This window comes from Micromonospora marina (assembly GCF_900091565.1).
Classification (GTDB): Bacteria; Actinomycetota; Actinomycetes; order Mycobacteriales; family Micromonosporaceae; genus Micromonospora; species Micromonospora marina.
Genome location: NZ_FMCV01000015.1, coordinates 111,228 through 128,057, shown reverse-complemented (window position 1 = coordinate 128,057; position 16,830 = coordinate 111,228). Strand labels below are relative to the sequence as shown.

Sequence of the window (16,830 nt, the reverse complement as noted above, 5' to 3'; positions counted from 1 at the left end):
CACCGTCCTCGTGGCGGGACGCCCCGCCGGCACCCGGCACCGGCTCAGAGCCGGGCCAGCGCCCTGCGCAGCGGGTCCAGCCCCAGCGAACCCAGGTCGAGCGCCTGGCGGTGGAACTCCTTGAGGTCGAAGTCGGCGCCCTTGCGGGCCTTCGCGTCCTCCCGGGCCTGCAACCAGATCCGCTCGCCCACCTTGTACGACGGCGCCTGCCCCGGCCAGCCCAGGTAGCGGTTCAGCTCGAAGCGCAGGTTCTCGTCCGGCACCCGGCAGTGCGCCCGCATGAACTCCCAGCCCAGCTCCGGCGTCCACCGCTCACCCGGGTGGAAGCCGAACGGGTTGTCCTTCGGGATCTCCAGCTCCAGGTGCATGCCGATGTCCACGACGACCCGGGCCGCGCGCAGCGCCTGCCCGTCGAGCATGCCGAGCCGGTCACCGGGGTCGTCGAGGTAGCCCAGCTCGTCCATCAGCCGCTCCGAGTAGAGCGCCCAGCCCTCGCCGTGCCCGGCGACCCAGCACAGCAGCCGCTGCCAGCGGTTGAGCAGGTCGGCCCGGACGGCGGTCTGGGCGACCTGGAGGTGGTGACCCGGCACGCCCTCGTGGTAGACGGTGGTCACCTCGCGCCAGGTGGAGAAGTCGGTGATGCCCTGCGGCACCGCCCACCACATCCGTCCCGGCCGGGAGAAGTCCTCGCTCGGGCCGGTGTAGTAGATCGCGCCGTCGCTCGTCGGCGCGAGGCAGCACTCGATCCGGCGTACCTGCTCGGGGATGTCGAAGTGGGTGCCGTTCAGCTCGGTGACCGCCTTGTCGGCGAGCGCCTGCATCCAGTCCCGGAACGCCTCCTTGCCGCGTACCGTCCGCGCCGGGTCGGCGTCGAGGGCCCGTACCGCGTCGTCGATCGAGGCGCCGCGCCCGCCGATCCGCGCGGCCACCGCCCGCATCTCGGCCTCCAGCCGGGCCAGCTCGGCGAAACCCCAGGCGTACGTCTCGTCCAGATCGACCTTCGCGCCGAGGAAGTACTGCGAGGCCAGTTCGTAGCGCTCCCGCCCGGCGGCCTGCTTCTCCCGGCCCGCCGGCGCCAGATCGGTGCGCAGGAACTGCCCGAACTCGGCGGTGGCGGCGGTCGCGGCGGCGGCGCCCTTGCGCAGCTCCGCGCCGAGCGCGCCGTCGGCGTCGATCCGCTCGACCAGCCCGTGGAAGAAGTTGTCGCCGTCCGGGTCGACCCACACGTCGCACTGCTTGGCGACCTCGACGAGCTGCACCCGCGAGCTGACCCGTCCGGCGGCGGCGGCCTCGCGCAGCGTGCGCTTGTAGCCGTCCAGCGCGGACGCGAAGCGGTTGAGCCGGGCGGCCACGTTCGCCCGGGCTTCCTCGCCGTCGGTCGGCATGAGGTCGAAGACCATCCGGGTCTCGTGCAGCCCACTGGAGATCACGTTGACCTCGCTGCCGGTCTCGCCCGCGTCGTAGCGGGCCAGCTCCAGGCCGAGGCGCTCCTGCATGGCCTCCTGGGCGGTCCGCTCCGACTCGGTCTCCGGCTCGGTCACGTCGAGTTCGCCGAGCGTGCGGCGGGCGAGTTCGGCGCGGGCCGCGTAACCCTCGGGCGACAGGTCGTCGAGCTGGTCGTCGTAGCCGGCGATGCCGACGTAGGTGGCGCCGGTCGGGCTCAGCGGGGCCCACTCGGCCACGTACCGGTTGGCGAGGTCATCGATTCGTCCCACGAGGCGAACCCTACGTGACCCCGCATCCGGAATACCGCGCGACTTCGTCGTACCCCTGGGGCAGAGTGTCAGGGGTGACCGTCGAGATCACTCCTGACCGGGCCCCGGTGCGCAGTTGGCTGCCCGGGTTCGTCGCACTCGCCGCCATCTGGGGTTCCAGCTTCCTGTTCATCAAGGTCGGCGTGGCCGAGCTGCACCCGGTGCACCTCACTCTCTACCGGGTGGCCACCGGCGCGCTGACGCTGCTCGTGGTGCTGGCGGTGCTGCGCGACCGGCTGCCCCGCGACCCGCGGGTGTGGGCGCACATGTTCGTGGTGGCCGCGTTCGGCGTCGCGGTGCCGTTCACGCTGTTCGGCTACGGCGAGCAGCGGGTCGAGTCGATGCTCGCCGGCATCTGGAACGCCACCACGCCGCTGATCGTGCTGCCCCTGGCGGTGCTGGTGTTCCGCACCGAGCGGCTGACCGCCCGGCGCGCGGTCGGGCTGGGGCTGGGCTTCGTCGGCGTGCTCGTGGTGCTCGGCGTCTGGGAGGGCGTGGGCGGCGCCCACTTCGTCGGCCAGCTCATGTGCTTCGGTGCGGCGGCCTGCTACGGGCTGGCGATTCCGTACCAGAAGAAGTTCGTGGCGGGCAGCGCGTACTCCGGTCTGTCGCTGTCGGCGGCCCAGCTGCTGGTGGCGACCGCGCAGCTCGCGATCGTCGCGCCGTTCGTCGGCACGCCGCCGTCGCCGGCCGGCCTCTCCCCGCGCGTGGCGGCGAGCGTGCTGGCGCTCGGCGCGCTCGGCACCGGGCTCGCCTTCGTGATCAACATGCGCAACATCCGGTTGGCCGGGGCGAGCACGGCCTCCACGGTGACGTACCTGATCCCGGTGTTCGCGGTGCTCGTCGGCGCGGTGGTGCTCGGCGAGCGGATGAACTGGCACCAGCCGGTGGGCGCGTTCGTGGTGCTCGTCGGCGTCGCGGTCGCCCAGGGCCTGTTCGGGCGGCGCCGCCCACGCCCCGAGGTGATCGCGCCCGGCGTCCGCACGGCCGCACCGGCCACCCGGGGCTGACCGTCAGCGACGGCCGGCCGTCCACTTCACCAGGCGGTCGGCCGTCCAGGTGTTCACCACCCGCTTCGCCGGTACGCCGCACAGCGCCGCCCGCTCGCAGCCGAAACGCTGCCAGTCGAGCTGTCCCGGCGCGTGCGCGTCGGTGTCGATCGCGAACCGGCACCCGGCCTCCAGCGCGAGGCGGATCAGCCGCTTCGGCGGGTCCTGCCGCTCCGGCCGGGAGTTGATCTCGACGGCCACGTCGTGCTCGGCGCAGGCCGCGAAGACGGCGTCCGCGTCGAACTCGCTCTCCTTGCGGGTACGCGCCCGGTGCCCCCGGTCACCCGGCCCGGTCACCCCGGCGGGCCGGGAGGAGACCATCCGCCCGGTGCAGTGCCCGAGGATGTCCAGGTGCGGGTTCGCGATGGCGGTCAGCATCCGGCGGGTCATCCTCGCCCGGTCGTCGTTCAGGCCGCTGTGCACCGAGCCGACCACCACGTCCAGGCGGGCCAGCAGGTCCTCGTCCTGGTCGAGCGAGCCGTCGGCGAGGATGTCGACCTCGATGCCGGTGAGGAGGCGGAAGCCCTTCGGCAGCGCCTCGTTGACGGCTGCGACGTGGTCGAGCTGCTTGCGCAGCCGCTCCGCGGTCAGGCCCCGGGCGACCTTCAGCCGTGGCGAGTGGTCGGTGAGCACCAGGTACTCGTGGCCCAGCTCGACCGCCGCCAGCGCCATCTCCTCGATCGGTGAGCCGCCGTCGGACCAGTCCGAGTGGGTGTGGCAGTCGCCGCGCAGCGCGTCCCGCAGCTTCGTCGCAGCCTCGTCCAGGTCGGTGCCCTCGGTGGCCAGCAGCCGGCGCAGGTAGACCGGTTCCTCGCCGGCCAGCGACTCGGCCACGCAGCGGGCGGTGACGTCACCGACACCGGACAGCTCGGTCAGCTTGCCGGTGCGGGCCCGCTCGGCGATTTCGGCCGCGGGCAGCGCGCCGAGCGTCTTCGCCGCCGACCGGAACGCCCGGACCCGGTACGTGGCCTCGTTCGCCCGCTCCAGCAGGAACGCGATCCGGCGCAGGTCGGCGAGGGGATCCCGAGCACTCATGTCCTCCGAATCTACGCGCTTACGCCGTCCGCCGCGTGGCCCCGTGACCGCGAGTCGGTCAGCCGCTGTGGGTGGACCGTCCGGGCGCGGCCGGGCAGCCGTGCTTGCGCTGCCAGGCGGTGACCTCGGCGACCGGCGAGCGGTTGCCGCCCTTGCGCCAGGAGTCCAGGTACGGCGCCGGCCAGACCACGCCCCGGCGGATCCACCAGTCGTCGGCGCCGGTGCACTTCGGGGAGAGGCCGAAGTGCAGGTGGCAGACGTTGTTGGCGTTGCCGGTACGGCCCAGCTTGCCCAGCTGCTGCCCGGCGCGCACCCGCACCCCGGCGTCGACACCGGCGGTGATCGCGCTCAGGTGCGAGCCGTAGTAGCGCACCCCGTCGTCGCCGAGCAGCGAGACGGAGAGCCCGCCGTTGTCCGGGCCCAGCGGTCCGCGCTTGTCGAACCGGTCGACGCGGCTCACCTCGAGCACCACGCCGTCGGTGACCGCCACCACCGGTTCCCCGCAGTCGGCGAACAGGTCGGTGCCCGGGTAGCCGCTGTGCGTGGGGTGGTAGGCGACGTCGCCGGCCCGTACCGGGAAGACCCGCTTCACGTCGGTGCGCGCCTGTGACAGCGGGGAAACGGTCGGCGGGGCCGGGCTCGCAGGGTCGGCGGGCTGCGCCGCCGTCGCGATCGGGCCCGGTTCCTGCCACCTGTCGGCGCGCCCGGTGGGGGCGGCGCACCCGGCGGCGAGCGCCGCGACGAGCAGCAGGACCGGGTACGCCGGCAGCGTGCGGCGTCCGATCGATGGCGAGCGCATCCGGTCATCCTGACAGACCACTACCGTAGGGACGAATGCCGAACGCGGAACGGACGGTCCGGGAGAGGGGGCGGCGGTGACGCACGGGTGGCACGGCGGACCCGAGGGGACCGGTCCGGGGGCGTTCCCGCCACCGCGTACGCCCTCGGGGCTGTTCCCGTCGAGCACGTCGACGCGGCCCAGCTACCGCGAGCCGTACCCGATCACCGGCGCGAGCGTCGCGGTCGGCGCGCTTGTCGCGTTCGCCTGGTTGCTGCTGTTCGGGCTGGTCGGCGGCGGCGTGGCCGGTTACGCCTGGTGGACGCTGCTGGCCGGCGGTCTGGCCTGGCTGGCCGCCGCGGTGCTGGTCCGCCACGGCGACCGGGGGGTGGCGACGGGCGTGGCGATCGTCACCGCGGGTGGCTGGAGCATCGCCGCCGCCGTCGTCGCGACCCGGTGGGCGCAGACCGGAGACTGGCCGCTCTGGTGACCTTCGGTGCCGGTTTCGCTGCGTAGCGAAGGCCACCTTGACGTACGCCTGGGGACGGTCCACGCTCGCGGTATGGCCTGGACCACACCGCCGCGGCTCGACCCCGATCGGAGCCGCCGTCGCCTGCAACTCCTCGCCGAGTTGGCCGGTGCCCGTGCGGTACAGCAGCGCCAGCGGCCGCAGCGGGCCCGCACCGAGCGGCTGCGCCAACTCATCGCCACCCGTCGGCGCGTCGTCGGCTGACCGGCTTTCTCTCAAGGATCGGCCGGTCCGTACGGGGCGTTGACCGCTCGGCTGCCGACCCGACCGGTTAACGTGCATCGCGTGACGTGTCGGCGTGCTGCCGAGGCTGATTTGGGGGGACCGTGTCGTACTTCGCTGCTGCCGTGGCGCGCGTCGACGGCGGCTGGACCGCCGGTGAGGTGAGCCTGCGGGGCGTCACCGACATCGAAGAGGTGGCCGACCGGCTGCGTGACGTCGAGCCGGACGCCGACCTCTCGCTGCTGTTCGTCGAGGCCGACGACACGTACCTGGTCGTCCTGCGCCTGGACGAGGGCGAGGACCTGCGGGTCTTCGGCTCGGACTCGGCGTACGCGGAGGAGTCCCGGCTGGGTGCGCTGCTCGTCGGCGACCTGAAGACCTCGGTGACCGGGCTGGAGGAGGTCGACGAGCCGCGCGCCTCCGGCGACGACGACACCGAGCAGCCCGCGGTGGACCCGGAGGCCGACCCGGTCGGCGACGCGGACCTCCTCGCCGACCTCGGCATCTCGGCGCAGAAGCTGCACGCGCTGTGCGCGCACGAGGGCTCCATGCCGGCCGACGTGACAGCCGAGATCTGCCAGGTGCTCGGCTGCGGGGACGAGGTCGAGGAGCTGCGTGAGGTCTGAGCCGGGGGAGTCCCTGACGCCCGGTGCCGCCGAACCGGCCGACGCGACCGATCCGGCGCTGGAGACCGTACGCCCGGGGCAGCCCACCCCCGGCCGGGCCGGGCGCGTCGGCCCGAGTGCGGACGAGGCGCTCGCCGACCCGGGAGCGGTGGGCCGTCGGCAGCGGCACGAGCTGTGGATGCGCCGGGCCCTGGAGGTCGCGGTGACCGGCCCGGACGATGCGACCTCGACCTCCGACGCCGGTGACGTGCCGGTCGGCGCGGTGCTCTACGGACCCGACGGCACCGAACTGGCGATCGGACGCAACGAGCGGGAGCTGACCGGTGACCCGACCGCGCACGCCGAGGTGCTGGCGTTGCGCCGGGCCGCGCAGCGCCTGGGCCGGTGGCGGCTGGACGACTGCACGCTGGTGGTGACGCTGGAACCGTGCACCATGTGCGCGGGGGCGATCGCGCTGGCCCGCGTCTCGACTGTGGTGTTCGCCGCCTGGGAACCGAAGACCGGCGCCGCCGGGTCGCTCTGGGACGTGCTGCGCGACCGCCGCGTCACGCACCGCCCCGAGGTGTACGGCGGCGTGCTGGAACGCGAGAGCGCGGCCTTGCTGCGCGCCTTCTTCCGCTGAGGGGTTCCCCGGCTCAGGCGCTCGCGGGCGTGGGGTGCCGGGTGACGCGGACCGCCCCGCCACCTTGCGGCGACGGGGCGGCCCAGGATCGATCCGGTCAGGCGATGATGGTGTCCAGCGCGATCTCGACCATCTGGCCGAACGTCTGCTCGCGCTCCTGCGACGTGGTCTTCTCGCCGGTCTTGATGTGGTCGCTGACGGTCAGGACGGTCAGCGCGCGGGCCTTGAAGCGCGCCGCGATCGTGTAGAGCGCCGCCGACTCCATCTCCACCGCCAGCACGCCGTAGTCGGCGAGCGTGTCGTACAGGTCCGGCCGGTCCGTGTAGAAGGCGTCCGCCGCCAGGATCGGCCCCACCCGCATGCTGATGCCGCGCCGCTCGGCCACCTCGACCGAGGTACGCAGCAGCCCGAAGTCGGCCACCGGGGCGTAGTCGATCAGCCCGTCGAAACGCATCCGGTTCATGTTCGAGTCGGTGGACGAGCCGATCGCCGCCACCACGTCCCGCAGCTGCAGATCCTCGCTCAGGGCGCCGCAGGAACCGACCCGGATCAGCGACTTCACGCCGTACTCGTTCACCAGTTCGTGGGCGTAGATCGAGGCGGACGGCATGCCCATGCCGGAGCCCTGGACGGACACGTCGACACCGTTCCACCGGCCGGTGAAGCCCAGCATGCCGCGCACCGTCGTGTAGCAGCGGGCCCCCTCCAGGTAGGTCTCCGCGATCCACTTGGCCCGCAGCGGGTCGCCCGGCATCAGGACCCGCTCGGCGATCTCTCCCGGCTCAGCGCCGATGTGCGTACTCATGGCAAAGATCCTGCCAGGCCGGGCCGAGGGACACCGGTTCGGCGTCCAAGCCGGCGGTCCTGTACCCTCGTCGGCGGTGGCGTGTCCGAGTGGCCTAAGGAGCACGCCTCGAAAGCGTGTGAGGGTTTACGCCCTCCGCGGGTTCAAATCCCGCCGCCACCGCTCGTGAACAGCGAGAACGCCCGGTCGATCCGCGAGGATCGCACCGGGCGTTCCGCTTGTGCCCCGTTCGGCAAGCCGGTTGCGTGACGAGGGTCGATGCACTACAACTGTTGTCGGCTCCCGCCGGCAGTCGGCGGGCTCTGCACGGGGGACAAATGAAGATCAGATCGGTCCTTGCTGTCGGCGTTCTCGCCGCTGTCTTGTTGGCCTTCAACTCGCCGGCCTCCGCCCAGGCCGCCGATGTCCTGCAGGTCAACTCTGCCTACAACGACTCGTCGGACGACCTCGGAAGATTGTTCGTCTCCGTCACCTCGTCTCAGCCGGTTGCCGAGATCCGTGCGGAACTCGTCGACGAGGAGACCGGAGCACTGGTCGCGCGCTCCACGGACTTCGTGCTCCACTCGGAGACTCCGGAGAAGACCGTCTTCCGCACGTCGGCGCCCCTGATTCTCGACGCGCTCGGCGACTACCTCGTGCACGTCGAGGTGACCGACGTTGCGGGCAACCACGTACGGCAGGAGCGGGCCGGGTGGATCCTCTACCGGGTCGTCACCTTCCTGGAGGATGTGACGGTCAACCCCAGCACCGTCGACTACGACAACCGGCAGGTCACTGTCCGGGGGGTGCTCAAGGGCCGCTGGCCGGGCACCGGCGAGGTCCGGCCGCTCGTCGACTTCCCGGTCGAGGTCAACAACAGCTTCGAGCCGACCCCGGCCAGCACTGCGTCCGACGGCTCGTTCAGCAAGACGGTCACCATCTACGCCCTCAGCCCGGAAGTGGAGATCTCTTACTCCTACTCCCTGGACCGGCCGTACTTCGAGTACATTCCCCAGCAGTTCTTCCCGATCACCATCGACCCCCGGCAGACCCGAGTCACAGCAACGGTGAACCGCACCCGGGTGGCCGCGGGGCAGAGCGTCCGGCTCTCCGGGCGGCTGTCGTGGCTCACCGCCTCCGGCTGGGCCCCGCATGCCAACCAGGTCAACGACATCTACCTGACTCTGTGCGACGACAACGGGTGTCACGCCACCTACGGCCCGCTGAACACCGATGCCAAGGGCCAGTTTGCAGCAGACGTCGTCCCTATCCAGAGCGGATACTTCCTCGTCGGTTATTCGCCGTCGGACCGATTCGTAGCCAGTAGCTCGGGCCGGACGAAGGTTGTCACAGTAGTGGCGGGTGCTCACCGGTAGCAGAGCGCGCTGTTCGCCCCTGCTGACCCGTGACGCGTGTGGTCAGCAGGGGCCGTAGCCCTCGTCGAAGAGGCGGCGGGCCCAGTCCGCGTACCCGGCGATGATCTCGCGGACGGTGACCCCGTCGTGCAGGAAGAGGTACGCGCGGTCGCCGTCGCGGGCGAGCAGCCCGGCGAAGCGGTGACTGCCGGGCGGCGCCGGCAGGTCGACGGCGCCGGGGTACGCGGCGCGGACCTCGCCGACCGGCGTGCCGGCGCTGATGCCCTCGGGTGTGCTCATCGGGTCGTCGAGCCAGAGCAGGACGAGCCGGTCGTCGACGAAGATCGGGCTGACCGATCCGTGCCCGACGAGCGCGGGCCCGCATGCCTCCTCCTCGTCGGCGCGCAGCATGCCGCGTCTCGTCAGGTCCGCCTCGGTGTCACCGAACTCCGCGTTGCGCAGGCCCTCCAGGCTGACCACCTGAGCGGCGCCGACCGGACGAACCGGCCACTGTGGATGAACGCCGCTGCCGGCTGCGGACGCGGCAGCAAGCAGTGCGGCAATAAAGCCGAATTGTCGTAGTTTCATGCAATCCCCCAGTCACCAACGGGACCGGGGCGATGAGGTTGCTGTTGCTGGTCGGATTGGCGTAGTTCCCACTCCTCGGCCAGCTCGTCCCAGTAGTCGGCGGACAGTCCGCGCCGGCCGTGCGCCAGCCAGCCGTCCGTGTCGCGTTCCAGGTGCAGGCCCAGTTCGGCGAACGGGTCGATCCACGCGCCCGGCTCCGCGCCCAGCCGGGCCAGCGCCGTGTTGATCGGCCACTCGGTCCGCGGCCGGTCCAGCGCGGCGTCGTACCGCGGGCCCCAGCTCACCTCGCCGCCCAGCCAGACCACCGCCGACTGGTGGCCCAGGCCGCCCGCGAACTCCGCCTCCAGGTACGCCACCGGGCCGCTCCTCGACCAGCGGGCCAGTACCTCGGCCAGCGGCGGCGACAGCACCAGCCGGAACGGGCGCTCGGCGTGCGGCTCGTCGATGGCGTAGTCCGGCAGGCCGCCGGTCAGTTCCTGCACCAGTTGCGGGGTGACCGGCAGCAGCGCAAAGTCCTGGCGGAGCGCGGCGAGCACCGCGTGGTCCAGGTCGGCGGTCTGCTCGCGAAGCAGCTCGACGTCGGCGACCACGGCGCTGAGCTGGTAACTCATCCGGTCCTCTCGGCGTCCACAGGCTGTGGATGGAACATGTGTACGACGGTTTCAGGTGGTTCCGTTGGTCAGGTACCTCGGGCGTCCGTCGCTCAGCGCGGCCGCCGCGTGACGCAGCCGCTGCCAAACGTACGGGCGAAGCAACGCCTGCGCATCATCGAGCGCAACGAATCGTGCGTCGGCCAGTTCGCCGTCAGCCGGTTTCAGCGGCTCGGCGGAAGGCAGTGCGCCGCCGTCGAAGATGAACATCAGACTGTCGTCCCACGGGCCGTGCGGTGCCACCCAGTCCACCACGAGCAGCGGTCCGACGCGCAGTTCGAGACCCAACTCCTCACGTACCTCCCGCTCGGCGGCCAGGTGCGGCGGCTCGTTCGCCTCCGCCATGCCGCCCGGCAGGTCCCAGTCCGGCTTGTAGCGCGGATCCACCAACAGGATGTCGCCGTCACCGTTGCGCAGCAGTACGTCGGCTCCCACCCGCTTCCGGGGCTGCCGCGCGTTGCCCTCGGCGAGGTGGGCCTGCCAGGCTGCCGGATCTCGCTCGTGCAGGGGACGCTCCTCGGTCATACCGACGATTGTCGGCTGCCCTCAGCCGGTCGGCAGCGGCAGCGCCACCCATCTCCGCTCCCGGCTGGTGACGCGTACGAGAATTGCGTGATCGACCTCGTCGGGGGCTGTCGGATCGGGGTGGCGGCGTTCGTAGCCGGGGTGACGGCGGCCCGGGCGGCGGCCGACGAGAGCGAAAGAGGGACCGATGGCGCAGTACCTGATCTCCGTACTCGACGACACGACCGGCTCGGCCACCGAGGCGGAGATGGCCGCGATCGGTGAGTTCAACGAGCGGTTGCGCGCCGACGGCCACTGGGTCTTCGCCGGTGGGCTCGCGGCGCCGGAGACGGCCACCGTCGTGGACGCACGGGACGGGAACCCGGTGCTGACCGACGGGCCCTACGTGGAGACGAAGGAGTACGTCGGCGGGTTCTGGATCATCGAGGCGCCGGACTTCGACGTGGCGCTGCCGCTCGCCGCGCTGGCGTCGCAGCGGTGCAACAGGCGGGTCGAGCTGCGGCCGTTCCTGAGCGCGTGACAGACGTCGGCGAGGCGCTCACCCGGGTCCACCGCGAGGAGTGGGCCCGGGTGGTCGCCACGCTCGCCCGGCGTATCGGCGATCTCGACGTCGCAGAGGAGATGACAGCCGAGGCGTTCGCCGCCGCTGTCGAACGGTGGTCGGCCGACGGCGTACCGCCGAACCCCGGCGCGTGGCTCACCACCACCGCGTACCGGCGGGCCGTCGACCGGATCCGGCGCGAGAGCCGGCGTGAGGACAAGCACCGGGAGGCGCTGATGCTGGCCGCCGCCCCGGAACCGCTCGGTGTCATCGACGACGACCGGCTCCGCCTGATCTTCACCTGCTGCCACCCGGCGCTGGCCGTGGAGGCGCGGGTGGCGTTGACGCTGCGCCTGGTCGGCGGCCTCACCGTGCCGGAGATCGCCCGGGCGTACCTGGTCCAGGAGTCCGCCATGGGCAGGCGGATCACCCGGGCCAAGTCGAAGATCAGGGCGGCCGGGATCCCGTACCGGGTGCCGTCCCGCGAGGACCTCCCGGCCCGGGTCGGCGGCGTGCTCGCCGTCCTCTACCTGATCTTCAATGAGGGCTACCTCGCCTCCGATCCGGGCAAGGATGCGGTGCGTGCCGATCTGACCGCCGAGGCGATCCGGCTGACCCGCCTGGTCCGTATGCTGCTGCCCGACGACCACGAAGCCGTCGGCCTCCTGGCGCTGATGCTGCTCACCGAGGCCCGCCGGCCCGCCCGGGTCTCCGCGACGGGCGAACTCGTCGTCCTCGCCGAGCAGGACCGCAGCGCCTGGGACCGCGAACTCATCGCCGAGGGGCACGCCCTGGTCCGCGCGTGCATCGCCGCCGGCCGGCCGCCGGGCCGCTACCAGATCCTCGCCGCCATAAACGCCGTCCACACCGACGCCCGCGACGCGCGGGACACCGACTGGGCGCAGATCGCCGCGCTCTACGACCATCTGGTACGCGTCGACCCGTCGCCGATCGTGCGGCTCAACCGGGCGGTGGCGGTCGCCGAACTGGACGGGCCGCAGGTCGCGCTCGCCGAGGTGGACGTGTTGCCGCTGGACGGTTACCACGCGTACCACGCGACGCGTGCCGAGCTGCTGCGGCGGATGGGGCGAGGCGGGGAGGCGCGGGCGGCGTACGACCGGGCGATCGAGTTGGCGGGGAACAGTGCGGAGACGGCGTACCTGAGGCGGCGGCGGGACCAGTTGGGCGGCCGGTGAGGGGCGCCGCGGAGAAACGACTCAGGGCCGGTCCCGTGCGGGAGCCGACCCTGACGTCTGCGAGCGGAGGATACGAGATTCGAACTCGTGAGGGTGTGAACCCAACACGCTTTCCAAGCGTGCGCCCTAGGCCTCTAGGCGAATCCTCCGCGAGCCAGGATACAGGTCTCCCGGCGGCGGGCCACCCCACCCTCCCGGAAGATCCACAACCCTTCGGGTAGGCTTGGCGTCACCTCCCGTGCGGCGGTACCTCGTGAACCTCCCCAGGGCCGGAAGGCAGCAAGGATAAGCGAGCTCTGCCGGGTGCACGGGAGGCCTTTCTGTCTCCCGGGCCGGGTAACGTCGCTGCGGGTCGGGTCACGGGGTGGTGGGTGGTCACCCGGGGCCGACCGGCGCAGAATGGCTCTCCTCGAGAGGAGGCGGGACGGGTGGCACTGGCCCTTTACCGCAAGTACCGGCCGCGGACGTTCGCCGAGATGATCGGCCAGGAGCAGGTCACCGAGCCGCTGTCGCAGGCGTTGCGTAGCGGGCGGCTCAACCATGCCTACCTCTTCTCCGGCCCGCGTGGCTGCGGCAAGACCTCCAGCGCCCGGATCCTGGCCCGCTCCCTCAACTGCGAGCAGGGCCCCACCCCCGAGCCGTGCGGGCAGTGTGACTCGTGCCGCGGGCTGGCTCCCGACGGCGGCGGCTCGATCGACGTCATCGAGATCGACGCGGCCAGCCACGGTGGTGTCGACGACGCCCGCGAGCTGCGCGAGAAGGCATTCTTCGCCCCGGCCCGCAGCCGCTTCAAGATCTACATCATCGACGAGGCGCACATGGTCTCGTCGGCCGGCTTCAACGCGCTGCTCAAGCTGGTCGAGGAGCCGCCGGAGTACGTCAAGTTCATCTTCGCCACCACCGAACCGGAGAAGGTCCTCGGCACGATCAAGTCGCGGACCCACCACTACCCGTTCCGGCTGTTTCCGCCGAAGGTGGTCCGCCCCTATCTGGAGCAGCTCTGCGAGGCGGAGGGCGTCAAGGTCGAGCCGGCGGTCTTCCCGCTCGTGGTGCGCGCCGGCGGGGGCAGCATGCGCGACAGTCTCTCCGTGCTCGACCAGCTCATCGCGGGCGCCGGCCCGGAGGGCGTCGGCTACGCCCGGGCCGCCGCGCTGCTCGGTGTCACCGACGCCGCGCTGATCGACGAGATGTGCGACGCGCTCGCCGCCGGTGACGGCGCCGCCGCGTACGCCACCGTCGACCGGGTCGCCGAGGCCGGGCACGACTCGCGCCGCTTCGCCTCCGACCTGCTGGAACGCCTCCGCGACCTGATCGTCCTGCAGCAGGTGCCCGACGCCGCAGCCAGGGGCCTCATCGACGGCCCGGCCGACCAGATCGAGCGGATGGCCGCCCAGGCGCAGCGCCTCGGCCCGGCCACGCTGTCCCGCTGCGCCGACATCGTGCACAACGGCCTGGTCGAGATGCGCGGCACCACCGCGCCCCGGCTGCTGCTGGAGCTGATCTGCGCGCGCATGCTCCTGCCCGGCGCGGACGACTCCTCCGGCGGCCTGCTCCAGCGCCTGGAACGGATGGAGCGCCGGCTGACGCTCGGGGGCGCCGACCTGCCGCCGGCCGCCGCCGACTCCGCGCACCCCACCCAGACCCATGCGGTACGCCCGGCGGCTCCCGCCCCGGGCGCGGCTGCCGCCGCGGTCCACCCGGATTCCGCCGGCACGCCGGCGGCTGCCGGTGCCCCGACCGGCGCGGCTGCCGCCCGTGCCGCTGCCGCCGCTGCGGCGGGTACCCGGAACGCCGCACCCGGTTCCCGGCCGGCTCCCGCCGTGACGGAGCCGGCAGGCGGCCCGCAGGCCGGTCCCGCTGCCCCGGCCGCTCCCGCTGCCCCGGCCGCTCCCGACCGGGCCACCGTCGACCCGGGCGCTTACGGCCCGGCGGCTGCCGCCTCCGACGTTCCCGCCCGGCGCCCGGTGCCGCAGTCAGCGGTGATGCCCGACCCGGCCACGCCCGAGCCGCCACGCCCCGGCGCCGGCAACCCCGGCGCGCTCGACGCGGTAGCGGTGCGCCGGGTGTGGCCCGAGGTGGTCGGCAAGGTCAACCGCAGCAACAAGCGGATCGCCGCGTTGATGCGGGACGCGGTGGTACGCGACCTGGACGGCGACACGCTCGTGCTGACGGTGAAGTCGACGGTGCTGGCGAAGATGATGGCCGACCACGCCGCAGTGCTGACCGACGCGCTCTACGAGGAGCTGGGCGGTCGCTGGCAGATCCGCTGCGAGGTGGCGGGCGAGCGCGGCGGTTCCTCACTCGGTGGCCCGTCCCGCCCGTCCGGAGCGGCTCGCGCGCAGGCCGACGCCGCACCGGCCCGCAACCCGTCCGACAGCGCTTCGGCCAGCCCGGCAGCCGACACCGCGCCCGGTCGACCGGACACCGGGACGGCGGGCACCGCTGACGGCCGTCCGGTCGCCGACGCTGGGCGTGTCCATCCGGACGCGGGCGCGGCTGACGCCGGGTACGGGCGGCCTGCCTCCGGTGCGGCCGGCACCGTGCAAACGCCCTCCGATCACGTCCACGAGGGCGCCTCCCGCTCGGCCGCAGCCGATGCGGGACCGAACCGTCCCGGCTCCGACACCGGACCAGGCCGCCCGGGTTCGGTCCACGCCGGGCCGGGCCGTCCGGACTCCGGCGCCGCCGGACGTGATGCAGTCGGCGGCGCCCCGGGACAGTTGGCGACCGGCTCGGGCGGCACCACGGGCAACCGGGCCGGGGATGACCCGGCCACCGGTGGCCGAGGTGCGGGAAGCCAGGCCGGGGGACCGGCGGGCCGGGCCGGTGCGGGTTCGCCGGACGCCTCGCACCGGCCGGCGGCGACCGCTGCCGCTGACCAGGCCGGCGAGGAGGACTGGCCGGAGCCGGCCCGGCCCGGTGGCGCGGCGACCGGCACGGCACCGGCGACCGGCACCGCCCCGGCCGCGAGCACCGGCGACGGGGAGGACTGGCCGGCGGCGGCCCGTCCGGGCGGGGGCACGGCGACCGCCACCGCGCCTGTCGTCGTACCCAAACCTGCCGCACCTGCGGCGGCGCCGGCGCCTGCCGGTGGGTCGAGGCCGGCGGGCGCGAAGAACAGCGCGATCGCGGCGGCGCGTGCCGCGGCTGCGGCGGCCGCTGCGGGCGGTGGTCCCGGCAAGGGGCCGCGCGCGGCGCAGCCGGCGCGGAAGACGGCCGATGCCGAGTGGGCGGGCGAGCCGCCCTACGACCCGGACTTCGACGGCCCGTTACGGGGCGGGGGCGCGCCGGCGGCGGCGCCCGCCTACGAGGGGTTCGATCCGGGCGACGAGCCGCTGGACGACGTGATCGACGAGCGGACGGCCCGGCAGTCGAGCGAGGAGCAGGCGGTGCAGCTGCTGCGCGAGACGTTCGGGGCGGAGAAGATCGACGAGGTGAACGCGCGCTGAGTGCGCGCCGGCCGCGGATCAGCGGTGCCGTGGCCCGACTAGGCTGGGCGCGGCCGAGCAGACGAGTGGAAGAAGGAGCGGTCCGTGCGCCCAGGTGGACAGCCGAACATGCAGCAGATGCTGAAGCAGGCGCAGAAGATGCAGCAGCAGATCGCCAAGGCCCAGGCCGAGCTGGCCGAGGCGGAGCTGACCGGCACCGCCGGCGGCGGCCTGGTCACCGCTACTGTCGCCGGTACCGGTGAGCTGAAGGCGATCAAGATCGACCCGAAGGCGGTCGACCCGGAGGACGTGGAGACGCTCGAGGACCTGGTGGTCGCGGCCGTGCACAACGCCGCCGAGGCGGCCCGCGAGCTGACCGAGCAGAAGATGGGCCCGGTCGCGGGCGGCATGGGCGGCCTCGGCCTGCCCGGGTTCTGAGCCGGCAGATGTACGAGGGTGCCATCCAGGATCTGATCGACGAGCTGGGCCGGTTGCCGGGCGTGGGCCCGAAGAGCGCCCAGCGGATCGCGTTCCACGTGCTGTCGGCGGATCCGGCCGACGTGAACCGGCTGGCCGGCGCGTTGCGCAAGGTCAAGGACCTGGTCCGGTTCTGCACGACCTGCTACAACGTGGCCGAGTCGGAGCAGTGCCGGATCTGCCGCGACCCACGGCGTACCGACGAGGTGCTCTGTGTGGTCGAGGAGCCGAAGGACGTGGTGGCGATCGAGCGGACCGGCGAGTTCCGTGGGCGCTACCACGTGCTCGGCGGTGCGATCAATCCGTTGGAGGGCATCGGCCCGGACAACCTGCGGATCCGTGAGCTGATGACCCGCCTCGGCGGCGGCGAGGTCCGCGAGTTGATCCTCGCCACCGACCCGAACACCGAGGGCGAGGCCACCGCCACCTATCTGGCGCTGATGGTCAAGCCGATGGGGATCGCGGTGACCCGGCTCGCGAGTGGACTGCCGGTCGGCGGCGATCTGGAGTACGCCGACGAGATCACGCTGGGCCGGGCCTTCGAGGGCCGGCGGGCCGTCTGAATTCAGTGGTGCCGTCTCCGGCGGGTGCCCTTCGGGGTGCCCGCCGGACGTGTCTGCGGGTCGGACCGGGACATCGGTCGATCTGACAGGAGCGTGCGTCCGGGACCG

At 72.8% G+C, this 16,830-nt stretch carries 18 protein-coding genes, 2 tRNA genes and 1 other RNA gene; 13 read left to right on the top strand and 8 right to left on the bottom strand.

All coding sequences use genetic code 11. From position 1 onward, the window contains the following. Positions 1 to 44 precede the first annotated feature (44 nt). On the bottom strand, positions 45 to 1,715 hold the full coding sequence (locus tag GA0070215_RS18485; RefSeq protein WP_091047880.1) for a DUF885 domain-containing protein: 1,671 nt from the start codon (positions 1,713 to 1,715) through the stop codon (positions 45 to 47). 74 nt (positions 1,716 to 1,789) lie between these two features. On the opposite strand from GA0070215_RS18485, the gene GA0070215_RS18480 reads away from it, so the two are divergent. After that, positions 1,790 to 2,764: an EamA family transporter gene (locus GA0070215_RS18480; protein WP_018786525.1), complete on the top strand. Its 975-nt coding sequence runs from the start codon at positions 1,790 to 1,792 to the stop codon at positions 2,762 to 2,764. Between the two features lie 3 nt (positions 2,765 to 2,767). Here the strand turns inward: GA0070215_RS18480 and GA0070215_RS18475 are convergent, their stop codons facing one another. Further along, positions 2,768 to 3,838: a PHP domain-containing protein gene (locus GA0070215_RS18475; protein ID WP_091047878.1), complete on the bottom strand. Its 1,071-nt coding sequence runs from the start codon at positions 3,836 to 3,838 to the stop codon at positions 2,768 to 2,770. 58 nt (positions 3,839 to 3,896) lie between these two features. Then, positions 3,897 to 4,637 (bottom strand): M23 family metallopeptidase, encoded by a 741-nt coding sequence (locus GA0070215_RS18470; RefSeq protein WP_091047875.1) that lies wholly within the window; start codon positions 4,635 to 4,637, stop codon positions 3,897 to 3,899. 76 nt (positions 4,638 to 4,713) lie between these two features. Here GA0070215_RS18470 and GA0070215_RS18465 point away from each other — a divergent pair, with 76 nt between their 5' ends. The 4 genes from GA0070215_RS18465 to GA0070215_RS18455 all read left to right on the top strand — a co-directional run bounded on the left by GA0070215_RS18465 (position 4,714) and on the right by GA0070215_RS18455 (position 6,615). After that, positions 4,714 to 5,106 carry a hypothetical protein gene (locus tag GA0070215_RS18465; RefSeq protein WP_018786528.1) on the top strand — a complete coding sequence of 131 codons (393 nt, stop codon included), beginning with the start codon at positions 4,714 to 4,716 and terminating at the stop codon, positions 5,104 to 5,106. A gap of 72 nt (positions 5,107 to 5,178) precedes the next feature. Further along, the gene (locus GA0070215_RS28485) at positions 5,179 to 5,349 is read left to right on the top strand and encodes a hypothetical protein (RefSeq protein ID WP_018786529.1); all 171 of its coding nucleotides are present in this window, start codon (positions 5,179 to 5,181) and stop codon (positions 5,347 to 5,349) included. A 122-nt stretch (positions 5,350 to 5,471) separates the two neighbouring features. After that, entirely contained in the window at positions 5,472 to 5,993 is a 522-nt protein-coding gene (locus GA0070215_RS18460; protein WP_026268163.1) for a tRNA adenosine deaminase-associated protein, read from the top strand. Between the two features lie 178 nt (positions 5,994 to 6,171). Beyond that, entirely contained in the window at positions 6,172 to 6,615 is a 444-nt protein-coding gene (locus GA0070215_RS18455) for a nucleoside deaminase (protein WP_208600374.1), read from the top strand. A 97-nt stretch (positions 6,616 to 6,712) separates the two neighbouring features. Here the strand turns inward: GA0070215_RS18455 and deoD are convergent, their stop codons facing one another. Continuing rightward, the gene (deoD, locus tag GA0070215_RS18450) at positions 6,713 to 7,420 is read right to left on the bottom strand and encodes a purine-nucleoside phosphorylase (protein ID WP_091047867.1); all 708 of its coding nucleotides are present in this window, start codon (positions 7,418 to 7,420) and stop codon (positions 6,713 to 6,715) included. Positions 7,421 to 7,495: 75 nt separating this feature from the next. Between deoD and GA0070215_RS18445 the strand changes: the two genes are divergently transcribed. Beyond that, positions 7,496 to 7,582, top strand: a tRNA-Ser gene (locus GA0070215_RS18445). 83 nt (positions 7,583 to 7,665) lie between these two features. Continuing rightward, positions 7,666 to 8,775, top strand: a complete 1,110-nt coding sequence (locus tag GA0070215_RS18440) for a hypothetical protein (protein ID WP_141708214.1) — start codon at positions 7,666 to 7,668, stop codon at positions 8,773 to 8,775. A 42-nt stretch (positions 8,776 to 8,817) separates the two neighbouring features. Here the strand turns inward: GA0070215_RS18440 and GA0070215_RS18435 are convergent, their stop codons facing one another. From GA0070215_RS18435 to GA0070215_RS18425, 3 genes are read right to left on the bottom strand one after another with little or no spacing between them, the layout of a single operon-like run. After that, on the bottom strand, positions 8,818 to 9,342 hold the full coding sequence (locus GA0070215_RS18435) for a hypothetical protein (RefSeq protein WP_091047863.1): 525 nt from the start codon (positions 9,340 to 9,342) through the stop codon (positions 8,818 to 8,820). Beyond that, positions 9,339 to 9,953, bottom strand: a complete 615-nt coding sequence (locus GA0070215_RS18430) for a hypothetical protein (RefSeq protein ID WP_091047860.1) — start codon at positions 9,951 to 9,953, stop codon at positions 9,339 to 9,341. The genes GA0070215_RS18435 and GA0070215_RS18430 overlap by 4 nt, the downstream gene beginning before the upstream one ends. 51 nt (positions 9,954 to 10,004) lie before the next feature. Beyond that, the gene (locus tag GA0070215_RS18425) at positions 10,005 to 10,517 is read right to left on the bottom strand and encodes an NUDIX domain-containing protein (protein WP_091047856.1); all 513 of its coding nucleotides are present in this window, start codon (positions 10,515 to 10,517) and stop codon (positions 10,005 to 10,007) included. A 187-nt stretch (positions 10,518 to 10,704) separates the two neighbouring features. On the opposite strand from GA0070215_RS18425, the gene GA0070215_RS18420 reads away from it, so the two are divergent. Continuing rightward, positions 10,705 to 11,037 (top strand): YciI family protein, encoded by a 333-nt coding sequence (locus GA0070215_RS18420; protein ID WP_091047853.1) that lies wholly within the window; start codon positions 10,705 to 10,707, stop codon positions 11,035 to 11,037. Then, positions 11,034 to 12,254 (top strand): RNA polymerase sigma factor, encoded by a 1,221-nt coding sequence (locus tag GA0070215_RS18415; RefSeq protein ID WP_091047849.1) that lies wholly within the window; start codon positions 11,034 to 11,036, stop codon positions 12,252 to 12,254. The genes GA0070215_RS18420 and GA0070215_RS18415 overlap by 4 nt, the downstream gene beginning before the upstream one ends. A gap of 64 nt (positions 12,255 to 12,318) precedes the next feature. Here the strand turns inward: GA0070215_RS18415 and GA0070215_RS18410 are convergent. Then, a tRNA-Ser gene (locus GA0070215_RS18410) sits at positions 12,319 to 12,403 on the bottom strand. 81 nt (positions 12,404 to 12,484) lie between these two features. On the opposite strand from GA0070215_RS18410, the gene ffs reads away from it, so the two are divergent. The 4 genes from ffs (at position 12,485) to recR (ending at position 16,722) form a co-directional block, all read left to right on the top strand. Continuing rightward, an RNA gene (ffs, locus tag GA0070215_RS18405) (signal recognition particle sRNA small type) lies at positions 12,485 to 12,574 on the top strand. A gap of 108 nt (positions 12,575 to 12,682) precedes the next feature. Next, entirely contained in the window at positions 12,683 to 15,703 is a 3,021-nt protein-coding gene (locus GA0070215_RS18400) for a DNA polymerase III subunit gamma and tau (protein WP_091047846.1), read from the top strand. Positions 15,704 to 15,811: 108 nt separating this feature from the next. After that, positions 15,812 to 16,120: a YbaB/EbfC family nucleoid-associated protein gene (locus GA0070215_RS18395; RefSeq protein WP_018786541.1), complete on the top strand. Its 309-nt coding sequence runs from the start codon at positions 15,812 to 15,814 to the stop codon at positions 16,118 to 16,120. Positions 16,121 to 16,128: 8 nt separating this feature from the next. After that, positions 16,129 to 16,722, top strand: a complete 594-nt coding sequence (gene recR / locus GA0070215_RS18390; RefSeq protein ID WP_013289050.1) for a recombination mediator RecR — start codon at positions 16,129 to 16,131, stop codon at positions 16,720 to 16,722. Positions 16,723 to 16,830: the final 108 nt, after the last annotated feature.